General features: G+C 38.6%; 5 protein-coding genes, 1 tRNA gene and 1 rRNA gene. 5 read left to right on the top strand and 2 right to left on the bottom strand.

Translation table 11 applies throughout. From position 1 onward, the window contains the following. Positions 1-2: 2 nt before the first annotated feature. Positions 3-1,513, bottom strand: a 16S ribosomal RNA gene (locus IPN70_04130). A gap of 931 nt (positions 1,514-2,444) precedes the next feature. Here IPN70_04130 and IPN70_04125 point away from each other — a divergent pair. From IPN70_04125 to IPN70_04105, 5 genes are all read left to right on the top strand, one after another. Next, positions 2,445-3,302 (top strand): hypothetical protein, encoded by an 858-nt coding sequence (locus IPN70_04125; GenBank protein ID QQS61044.1) that lies wholly within the window; start codon positions 2,445-2,447, stop codon positions 3,300-3,302. 33 nt (positions 3,303-3,335) lie between these two features. Further along, on the top strand, positions 3,336-3,953 hold the full coding sequence (locus tag IPN70_04120) for a GtrA family protein (GenBank protein QQS61043.1): 618 nt from the start codon (positions 3,336-3,338) through the stop codon (positions 3,951-3,953). 84 nt (positions 3,954-4,037) lie between these two features. Then, a complete protein-coding gene (gene dnaX, locus IPN70_04115; GenBank protein QQS61042.1) occupies positions 4,038-5,723 on the top strand; it encodes a DNA polymerase III subunit gamma/tau in 1,686 nt (561 codons plus the stop codon). 4 nt (positions 5,724-5,727) lie between these two features. After that, positions 5,728-5,799 (top strand) — tRNA-Gln (locus IPN70_04110). 268 nt (positions 5,800-6,067) lie between these two features. Next, positions 6,068-6,388, top strand: a complete 321-nt coding sequence (locus IPN70_04105; protein QQS61041.1) for a hypothetical protein — start codon at positions 6,068-6,070, stop codon at positions 6,386-6,388. 244 nt (positions 6,389-6,632) lie between these two features. On the opposite strand, the gene IPN70_04100 is transcribed toward IPN70_04105, so the two are convergent. After that, the gene (locus tag IPN70_04100) at positions 6,633-11,474 is read right to left on the bottom strand and encodes a fibronectin type III domain-containing protein (GenBank protein QQS61040.1); all 4,842 of its coding nucleotides are present in this window, start codon (positions 11,472-11,474) and stop codon (positions 6,633-6,635) included. Positions 11,475-11,669: the final 195 nt, after the last annotated feature.

Here is an 11,669-nt window from a genome sequence, read left to right as displayed (position 1 = left end):
AGAAAGGAGGTGATCCATCCACAGCTTCCGCTACGGATGCCTTGTTACGACTTCACCCTTATCACCGACCCCACCGTAATCCCCGGTATAAAACGGGGCTTTCTGGTGTTGCCAGCTCTCTTGGTGTGACGGGCGGTGAGTACAAGATCCGAGAACGCATTCACCGGGACGTGGCTGATTCCCGATTACTAGTGATTCCAGCTTCATGGAGTCGAGTTGCAGACTCCAATCCGAACTGAGACCGATTTTTTGAGATTAGCTCCACCTCGCGGTTTGGCAACCCTCTGTATCGGCCATTGTAGCGCGTGTGTCGCCCAGGGCGTCAAAGGGCCATGCTGATTTGACGTCATCCCCTCCTTCCTCCCAGCCTACAAATCACGAAAACCATTACAAAAAATGTAAAGTTTCACGATTTCTAGGCTGGGCAGTCTTGTATGACATGTATAACATACAATAGGGGTTGCGCTCGTTACCCCACTTAAGGGAACACCTTACGGCACGAGCTGACGACAACCATGCAACACCTGCTGAACACCCTCGAAGGCATACCTGTTTCCAGATATTGCAGTTCAGTTTCAAGCCCTGGTGAGGTGCCTCGCTTACCATCGAATTAAACCACACGCTCCACCACTTGTGCGGATCCCCGTCTATTCCTTTGAGTTTTAAGCTTGCGCTCGTACTTCCCAGGCGGCATACTTAACGCGTTAGCTTCGACACTGAGGAGGTCGATTTCCCCAATGCCTAGTATGCATCGTTTACGGCACGGACTACTAGGGTATCTAATCCTATTCGCTCCCCGTGCTTTCGTGACTGAGCGTCAGAAATGTGCCAACCAAATGCCTTCGCCTTAGGTATTCCTCATGATATCAACGCATTTCACTACTACACCATGAGTTCTATTGGTCCCTCACACTCTCTAGATATGCCGTTTCGAACGCGAGTTTCGAGTTGAGCCCGAAAATTTAACGTCCGACTAACATATCCGCCTGCTCACTCTTTACGCCCAATAAATCCGGATAACGCTTGAGGTCTCTGTATTACCGCTACTGCTGGCACAGAGTTAGTAACCTCTTATTCCTGTGATACCGTCATCGAAATTCTTCTCACAGAAAAGCGGTTTACAATACGAATACCTTCATCCCGCACGCGGCGTCGCTCCATCAGACTTTCGTCCATTGTGGAATATTCTCGACTGCAGCCACCCGTAGGTGTTTGGCCAGTGTCTCAGTGCCAATGTTGGGGGTCACGCTCTCACGCCCCCTACCCGTCGTAGCCTTGGTAAGCCATTACCTTACCAACAAGCTGATAGGACGCGGGCCGCTCCCAAAGCGATAAATCTTTACTCCGTAGAGCATATCATGTATTATCTCGAATTTCTTCGAGTTATTCATGACTTTGGGGCACGTTCCCACGCGTTACTAACCCGTTTGCCGAGGGTCTAAACCCTCTCGACTTGCATGCCTTATCCACGCCGCCAGCGTTCATCCTGAGCCAGGATCAAACTCTCTATAAAAAAAGATTTTTGAGAAAAATCTTATGAAAAACAAAGTTTACGACGTCCAAGTAAAACTTAGACGAAGAGAACCTTCCCTTTACTTGACTAACTTCTCTGAAAAGACTCAAGTAAAGTTCTGGGACTAATCGCACAAAATTGTGATGATGATAAAAATTGTTAATGTTCTTGTGTCTAATTTCTTTCTTCAAAAAAGAAAGAAACGCCGTGAGGCGCTTCTCGTAAAAGAAGGACACATCACTTCGTTTATTTATTTTTAAAATAAAAATAAATAGATACGCAATTCATGTGTTCTCCTTTTCGATACTTACACCTCAAGTACCTTGTGTTGTAAATGGGTCCAGTCGGACCGCTACTTCAATGCTTTTCCCAGTATACAGACTCTCAAACACTTGTCAAGATCTTCTACAAATCTTTCAATAAAGCGTATTTTTTTCTCAAAAAAATACATATTTTGTTTCTTAATTAGAACTCTTTTATGCTTTATAATTTCTTATTCTCTTTTCAAAATACAACATAAAGAATAGAAAAAAAATATTTTTAATTTTCCTTAAATAAAAAGGAAAATTCTATACATTTATTCTAGTGCCTAAAGATCTGCCATAAAAAATTAATAGTTATGTTTTTTTTCATTTCATTTTTTCACTTCATTTTAAAAAGTAAAAATAAAAAATTAAAAAAATTCTTTTTATAATTAAGTAGTTTCTTTCTCTATAAATACCTCCAAAATTTTATTTGAAAGATACTCGTCGATAAACTCGTATATACTATAGTATAAGAAATACCGAAAAAATTTATCCTTCCTCGATTAGCATAATGAGGAACTGTAAAAAACTTGCCAAATTAAAAAAGCATGCTATACTCAAATGTAATCAATTTATAAAACAAAAAGTTCGGCGATGTTTTTTCGTCGCCTGATAATCAAAAAAGTATGACAAATACAAACGACACCACCCAATTAGATGAACAGCAACGATCTCAAAGAATAGATTCTCTTCGGGATATGATTACGAGCGCAGAAAAAACTATTCAAAGCGCTAAGGCAATGCTTTTACAATTAGAAGGAAAGAAAAAAGTTGGCCGACGTCATAAAATAGAAGGTTTTGATGATGGTACTACCATTGTTCAAGGAACTTTTGATGGTCAAATTATGTTTGGGACAGATGGAAAACAATATCCTGTTCCTGCAAACTATGCTTCTAAATCAAAACTTGTCGAAGGTGACTTCCTAAAACTTACTATAACAGGAGAAGGTTCTTTTATCTATAAACAAGTTGGTCCTGTAGAACGACGACATGCTTTAGGTATCGTTATGCAAGACGAGACAGGTAATTATTATGTAATTGCCAATGGAAGACCTTTTCGCGTTCTTCTTGCATCTGTTACTTATTTTCGGGCCGAACCAGGAGATGAGGCTGCTATAGTACTTCCTCGCGATATTGATTCTTCTTGGGGAGCTATTGAGAATATTGTAGCCAAAGCTAAGGAACGACCTATAGTTCTCGACAGAGATTCCCCTATTTTTCAACAAACTCAACAACCTCAGCCACAACCTGCCTATAAAACCTATCGAAAAGAACCAGAAGAAGATGTGTATGATGATGAAGAGGAAGAAATCTCCTCTGCTGAAGAAATTTCTTTTTCTTCAGATTCTCATACAAACACAACCGACGAAGAAGTCGCTGATACAACCTCCTCACTTGAACTCCTTGAGGAATGGAAAAAAGATATTGAAAAAATTGAAGAAGAATTAAGAAAAAATCCAGAAAATGATAGCGAACAAAAGTAATCCACCTTCTCTCAATTCTATTCTCCCGATACTATGCAAAAAAATACTTCTCCACTAAGTCTTAAAGACCTTATTTTTGGAGGTATCAATGGTGGTATATTCGGACTCATGGCCGTTTTCACCCTTAAAAACTTTAATTCCCCTCTTACAGAAAATCCTCTTCTTATTCTTATTGGATTTACCTTATTTTCAGTATTGGGAATTGCGATCGGATACCTTCTTTCTCGATATATTGCAAACTTTTTTTTTCAACTTGCTAAGTTTGGAGCTGTTGGAGCTGCTAATTTTTCTATAGACTTTGGAGTACTCAATCTTCTTATTCTTGTATCTCATATTTCAAATGGAATTGGGTTTACAGGATTTAAAGCTATTTCCTTCGTTGTAGCAGTAATCAATAGTTATTTTTGGAACAAATTTTGGTCTTTTGAAAGTAAAAATACGAAAAAAATGGAAAATGAATTTTCTCAATTCCTTATGGTAAGTTTTATTGGAGCGCTTCTCAATGTGGGTATTTCTCATTTAATGGTAAATGTTATTGGTAGTGGGACAATGAATTCAATAGTTTGGGCAAATATTTCAGCTGCGATAGCATCTATTGCTGTTATTTCTTGGAATTTCTTTGGGTATAAATTTTTTGTTTTCAAAAAATAACTTGGCATAAGATATTTTTATCTTTCCTTTTTAAATCTTTCCTCGTATACTAGAGAAAGATTTCTCCAAAAAAGCATTCCCTCTATGGCTAATATTTATCAAAAATACCGACCCTCTTCATTTTCCGAAGTAAAAGGACAAGTTCATATCGTTAAAGCTCTTTCTTTGGCTGTACAAAAAAATCGAATTGGGCATGCCTATCTTTTTACTGGACCAAGAGGAACAGGAAAAACTTCTCTTGCTCGAATTTTTGCAAAAATACTCAATTGTCATAATCCTAAAAATTTAGAGCCCTGCCAAGAATGTCCGAGTTGCAAAGAAATAAATTCAGGCATATCTCTCAATGTAGTCGAAATAGATGCCGCCTCATATACTGGAGTAGAAAACATTCGAGAACTTCGCAAAGAAATGACCATTCCTCCGAGTGGATCTCTTTATAGAATATATATTATTGATGAAGTTCATATGCTTTCCAAAGGAGCTTCGAACGCTCTTCTTAAAATATTAGAAGAACCTCCTAAGCATATTATTTTTATTCTTGCGACCACGGAACTTCACAAAGTTCTTCCTACGGTTCGTTCTCGTTGTCAAGAATTTGAATTTTCTCGAATTCTTACAGATATCATAGTTGAAAAACTTTCCTTTATTGCAAAAAAAGAAAATGTTTCTATTGAGGAAGAAGCTCTTCGTGTTATCGCCCTTCTTTCCGAAGGAGGTATGCGAAATGCTGAATCCCTCTTTTCTCAAATTATCCCATTAGGAAAAAAGAAATCTTTTACCAAAGAAGCTATTGAGGAAATATTTGGTATTAGCGATTTCCACATAATATCTGATTTTGCTTTCGCTCTTTTTTTCAAATCGAGTGCTGAAAATCTTTCTCTTATAGACCATCTCACAAAAAAAGGAAGGGACTATGAAGTTTTTTTAAAAAATCTTATTTATTTTTTTCGTCAAGCACTTCATATTAAACTTGGATCCCAATATATTGACCCAGAATATTCTCCGGGTACATCGTATCGTGAATGTATCGATACTATAATAAAAAAGACTGATATAGAAAGGCTTCTTGAGGTTATAGAAATTCTTTCCATTGCTCAGATAAAAACAAAGGATTCCTTCTTAACGCAATTACCACTCGAAATAGCCTCTGTAAAAATTTCTTCCTCCAACTTTTCAAAGGAAACTTTCGAAAAAGAAATCCCAAAAGAGAATACATCATTACCCCAACAAGAAAAAATTACCAAAAAAATAGAAGATGTAAAAGAAATTCCTAAAAAAGAAATTCCTTCAGAAATAAGTACTCCTTCTAAAAATATAATTACCCCTAAAGAAATTGAAAAGAGTAAGAAGGAAAAACATACAGATGATTCTCTTGAGATAAAAGAAGAATTACCCAAAAAATTAGTCTTTTCTTTGGAAAAAGCCCACTCTGTTTGGAGTGATTTTCTTTTGGAAACAAAGCAGCAAAATATTTCTTTCTCCCTTCTTTTCTCCAATACACTTCCCCTTCGGATGGAAGAAAAAACCCTTATACTCACAACACCATTCGCTCTTCATCGTGATAAAATCAATGATGCAAAGAATCGTTTGACAGCAGAGGCAATACTTACTAAACTTGCAAAATTACCCGCTATAATTCTCTGTCTCACCGATAAAGAATCTGGGTATGAAAGATTAAGTAAATCTGATTCTGAATACAAGAATACTTCCAAAGAAACACTTACAGACGCTCTTGAAATATTTGGGGGTTCTCTTGTAGAAACATCATAAATTTTGGGCCGTAGCCAAGCGGTAAGGCAACGGGTTTTGGTCCCGTCATGCGTAGGTTCGAATCCTACCGGCCCAGCATACGCAAATAAAAAGTCCCTTTAAGGGCTTTTTTGTTTGTGTTATGATGAAAAGGATCAAACAAGGAAAGACCCATCTGCCGGTAAAGTAGTAGTCTGGAAAAATAAACTCATAGATTTATGACTTCGTACAAACACACCCAAATTGGGTACCTAATGCTAGTTGTTACACTAGCCATACTAGTACTTTTTACATGGGCTCAAATTACGGCTAGAGCCGAGGCTCCTTCGGTCGACTCCGGAACAAATTTTGCCGTTTCTGCCATAATGGCATTGATTCTGTTTATTCTTGGATCATTTGCCACACTGAAAGTGTCAATCGATGAAAGCTATCTTCGGATCAGGTTTGGTTACGGAATTTTTGCCAAGAAATTTGCACTTGATCAGATAGATTCAACTCAAACAGTAAAGAATCACTGGTACTACGGATGGGGAATAAAAATCTGGTTCTGGCCATATATGTGGATTTACAGTGTTTCCGGTCTTTATGCGGTTGAGATAACTATGAAAAATGGGAAAGTCTATCGCATAGGAACGGATGTCCCCGAAGAGCTTAAAGCTGCAATTGAGCAATCTATAAATTCTTAATAAAATTCCAACTTTGTCCCAGAGCCTCAGCAAATTTTTAGTTCTCTTGTCGTTTGGGTAATACTCTTTTATTAAAGTCGAGTAAAGTCATTAGTTACATCAAATACACTTTTTTATAGGAACCTCCCTCCCTCCGTCACCGCAAGAATTATATCTTGATAATTTTAATGTAAGAGAAAACCAGTCACGATTGTTTTGACGATCTCTCTTTTTTTATGAGTTCAGAGAGTTTTCCCCTCCCCTCCTACCCTCCCGTCCAAGCAAAGATTTCTTTGAAGTTCTTTATGATGAGTTCTACAACAGATTCTTTTGTTTGTGGTGTAAGGGTGATGTAGTCTTTGGTTATGGTTTCATTCCCACTCAGATCTTTTACTATGACTTTGTAAGAGTAGAGAGTTCCTGGTTTCCAAGAGGTGAGTACAATGATGTGATTCTTTGTTGGGGAAGAACTTACATTCACTGTTTTTTCTTCTCCTGCTCTTCCTTCTTTGTAGATGAGGGAGGAAGAAGCATCTTCATCTGTTTGCCAGTTAATAATCATTTGTACTTTTCCGTTTTGTGAAAGAGCGGAGTCGGTAGAGACTCTTTCTACTGTAGGAGAAGTTTCATCTTTTTGCATAGTGAATTCTATCTCATCAGAGAGAGTTTCATTTCCCATATCATCTCTGACTCGTACAGTAAGAACGTAGTTTTCTCCAGGAGTGAGTTCTTTGAGGGTGAGGGAGTGAGTTTGGAGGAGGGAGGGATTTCCTTCACTCTTTTGATCTTCTTCTTTGTTTTTGTTTTTGTAGGTTACAAGAGAGTCGGTAAGAGTATCAGTAAGGAAGTTTACTTTTGCTTCTCTGTCTGAAAGAACTTCTATCTTGATTTCTTTGATTTGTGGTGGAGACTTTGGTTCAAAGGTAGAGTCGGAAGAAGAGAAGAGATTTTTTGATTCATCTTCTCCTTTTACTCGGAAGTGGTAGGTAGAGTTTTCTAAAAGATTGTTTATGATAATTTCATGATCTTTTTTGAGTTCTTCACTTTTTCTTGTTTGTCCATAGTTTTCTGTGTTTCCATATTCAACAATAGAGGTAGTGGGAGTGGAAGTTTTCCATGTGATAGTTGTTTCCCCTATTTGTTTGGAAGAAGCTTTAATGGAAGAGATGGAAGAAGGAGATTGCGTTTGGAAGGTTTGTTGGGAGGAGGTGCCTATGTTTCCGGCGGTGTCGTATGAGCTTGCACTGAAAAAATACTTTGTTGAAGGAATGAGTCCTCGCAAGGTTACAGAATGGGCTGTTGAGAATTTAGCGATGTCTGTATTTATCAAAGCATTTCCTCTTAATTCTTCCATCTCCTCCGTCGTCCCATACCTCACCTGTGAGTTTGAAACTTCATCCGTCTCCCAACTCACCACTGCACTCTCTCCTGTAATGTCTTTGACTTTGACTCCTGAGATAGAGGGAGGAGTAGATTCTGCTTGTTCACTTCCACTGTCTACTTGTTTGAGTTTTGTTGTGAAGCTTTTTTCTTCACTCTCTATGAGGGTTCCAAGATTATCTTCACAAAGAAGTTTGTAGAAGTAGGTTGTGTTAAAGATGAGTCCTCCAAGATGCAGGGAATGGAGTGTGTCATAGATTCCTGTCGCTTCTGTTTGAGGAACTTCTTGGTAGTTTCTTGATTGGGTTCCATATTCAAGGATGCAGTTTGCTGCTTGATCCGTCTGGAAGGTTATGACTGCTTTTTGATCAGTGAGTACTTTAGGAGGATCACTGATAGTATGAATCTTTGAAAGAGGTGCATGATTGTATTCTGGATCTAAGGTTGTTTTCATTGTTTGTATATCACTCTGTGATTCGTTTTGATTGATATCTTTAACACTCACTTGATATTCATACTCTGTATCAGGAGTAAGAGTATCGAGTACCCTGTAGTGAGATCTATCGTATGTTGTTCCTTGTTCTGTTTGTGTGAAGGTAAGGCTTCCTTTTTTTCTGTACTGAAGGAGGAAGGATGCTTCTTCATCTGTGTTTGCTGTAATAACTGCTTTGTCATTTGAGATAAGAGATGTTTGAAGATTCGTTATGGTAGGAGGTGTTTCGTCGAGTGTTGTAGAGAATTGAAAATAGTTTCCTCCATTATTGTCATTGGCAATGTTTCCTTGTGAGTCGGTGGAGGTAACGTAGAAATAGTAGGTGGTTCCTTGAGTAAGAGCATCTAAGGTTACTTGATGATTTTTTGTAAGAACACTTGATCCGGAGAGAGTGATAGGATCGATAAGAGATCCATTCTTGTTTTCACTGTAATGGAGTACAGAGTCTGCAGGGACATTCGTATTCCAGAATATGGTTGCTTGTGTGTTAGAAGCACTTGATACCGCTACACCACTGATAGAAGGTCCAGGATTCGTTGTGACTTCATATCCATTGCCATTATTGTCATTGACTCCGGTATTGCCTTGAGGATCAGTAGAGGCAACTCTAAAGAAGTAGGGAGTGTTTGGTGTGAGGTTGGTAAGAGTGACTCTATGAAGTCCTGATTGTGCTTGGGTGTCAGCATAGGTAGAGACTCCTGTTTGTTTGGTATAGGTGTTGGGAGTGGTTGCATATTCTACACGAGAGTCAGAGAGTTCATCTGTTTCCCATGTGATAGTTACGGTTGTGGTGTCTTTAGATTCTACGGTTACGTTGGCAATAGAAGGAGAACTATCATCAACTCCACCACCACCCTCTCCTGCATCTTGGATGCCATTTGCTTTGGCAGTTACTTCTTGAGAAAAGAAAGAAATATTTCCGAGTGTATCTTTGGTTCGTACTTTATACGTATAGAGAGTATTAGGATCAACACCTCCTCCTGAATCAGTAAGAAAGTTTTCTTGAGGAACTGTTCGTATATCATGAGGGTCAGTACCATAAGAACCCCCTTCTTCTTTTCTGAAGAGTTCATAACGAGAGAATTCTTGAGAAGAGATTTCTGATGGTTTGAAACTAAGAAAGACTCGATATTCAGGAGGAGTAAGATAAAGATTAGAAGTATCTTGTGTCATGATATGAGAAGGAGTCTCTATACTCTCAGTAGCAATGATTTGTGTTTCATTTCCGTATTGATCTTTGAATTGTGCGTAGACGGTATCAGGATCACTTTGGAGTTTGATAGTTTTGTTAAGAGTATGGGGTTCCCAATCAGTATCAGAGAGATCAGGAAAAAGAGAAACTTTCATGAATCGTTGAGAGTCTTCAGATACAGAAAGAGTAAGGAGTGATGTGGTGTTGGTATCAAGAAGATCTTGAGTGGATGCGTCTATAGAAAGAGAAGGGTTCTCTGGAATCTTTGTATCCAATGTAAAGGTATTGGATTCTGCATTTGCTGTATTATTTGCTCCTTCATTGTCCCCTATAGTGACACGAATCTTGGCTGATCCAGAAAGATAGAGATTTGAGTGAGAAAGTGAAGGAGTCCAGGTAGCTGTGTGTGTTGTGTACGAATCTTGATTCACTGCTTTGTTTTGTACATCTTCGGGAGCTAGAGTATTAGAAGCAATGCTTTCCCATGAATCTCCATCCCAATAGGAAAAGCTCGGAGTAATAAATCCTGGAGTATTGGTTCCTGTAGTTGTATCAGGATCTTTGACTTCGTAGGTGATATCTACTGTTTTATCTGTATTGGGAGTAGCAGTTACATTTTGAATCATAGGAGAAGCGTTTACCAGATAGGTAAGCGTTACTTGAGAAAGTGTTGGAGTGGCTCCGGTGTTTTCATTAGAAAGCCAGGTAGCATACTGTAACCATTGATCATTGTTTCCTTCTAGATGTATGGGATTGGTAGATTCTCCTTGTGGTGTTGTTTCGTAAAAACTCGAAGCAAAGTCATTGCTATTTGTTGTGAGGGCGCAATCTGTAGGTCCACACCATTTGGAACCATTGTTCCAATCAGGAGATCCTGTTAGATCTGGTGCGGTTCGGAGTTGGAAACGTATATTTGTTTGAGGAGGAATGGTTTCATTCCATTCTATTTTAGAGAGGAGGTTCGCAGTATCGGTGGAGTTGTAGGGGGAAGAGGTGAGAAGATAGGAGCCTACGGGGTATTGGGAGTAAGCAACTGTTACATCGGAAAGAATAACTGATGTATCTACATCATACGAAGAAAACGTTGCTTCATACTGAAGATAGCGATTGCCTGTAAATTGGGATATATCTCCCCCATTGGAAATGGGAATCCATGAAGACCATGTTCCGTCAGGTGTTGGAGTATTTCCTGATCGGACATTCATAGTGAGTGCTGCTTCAAGTCCCGGAGTTTCATTCCAAGAAAGCGTTTGGAAAAGAGAGGGGGAAAGAAAGTCTTTGACGGGGCTGGTAAAATGTGTTTGGTATATTTTTTTATCATACTCTATACGAACATCCCCTATGGAAGCCGTATTTTCAGTATTTCCTGTAAAAAAAAGTCTATATCGAATATAACGATACTGTGCATTATCCATCACAACCGTCGATTCATTCGTTCCAGAATCATTTTCAAACCACACCGAAGTATCACAATTTCCGCTTGGATTTTCCATTCCACTACACCATGAATTCCATGTTGTTTTGTCTCGAGAAACTTGTATCTGAAACGCCGTATTCCCCCAGCCAGATTCTAATGCATTCCAATGAAAAGAAAGGATTTGATTGAGAGAAGCTTTAGTATCATAAGACGAAGAAAAAAGCTCTCCAGAATACGTAGATAAAGTAATGTCGGAAATAACAGGAACAGCTAAGCCATTTCCAAAGAAATTAATTTTTTGTTGCACATATTTTTTGACCCCCAAGACAGCAAGATTCCCTCCATTGGAAATAGCCGTCCAATCCGTCCATGAACCATCAGGAATAGCTGTATTCCCTGCACGAATATACATCAAAGCACTTGCATCCACAGCAGGAGTTTCCGTCCAAGAAAGAGTGCCAAAACCAACCGCTGTTGGATACGATCTGATCGGCGATATCCAGTTAGTATCAAAAGTATATGCCTTCGCCTCTCCCACAGAAAAAACATTCACAAGCACCACAAAAAACATTCCTACAAAAAACTGTATTTTCCTTTTTTGTGCTGTTTGTTTGAGAAATTTCATACCCTCCAAGTATACCATAGTTTTTATTTTCAAAAAAATTTTCAAAAAATCTTCTTTATTTCCCTCTAATAAGAACCCAATGACTTGCATCAGTTACACTCTTATAGTATTCATTTCTATCAATTCCAATTCTTTCTTCTTCTTTTTATAAACACAAGTCCATCTTTCTCTTACTTTATAAGCATTACAATATTC

It is taken from the genome of Candidatus Moraniibacteriota bacterium, assembly GCA_016699795.1.
Lineage (GTDB): Bacteria > Patescibacteriota > Minisyncoccia > Moranbacterales.
Note: the sequence above shows the minus strand (reverse complement) of the source record. Positions and strands in the feature narration are given on the sequence as shown.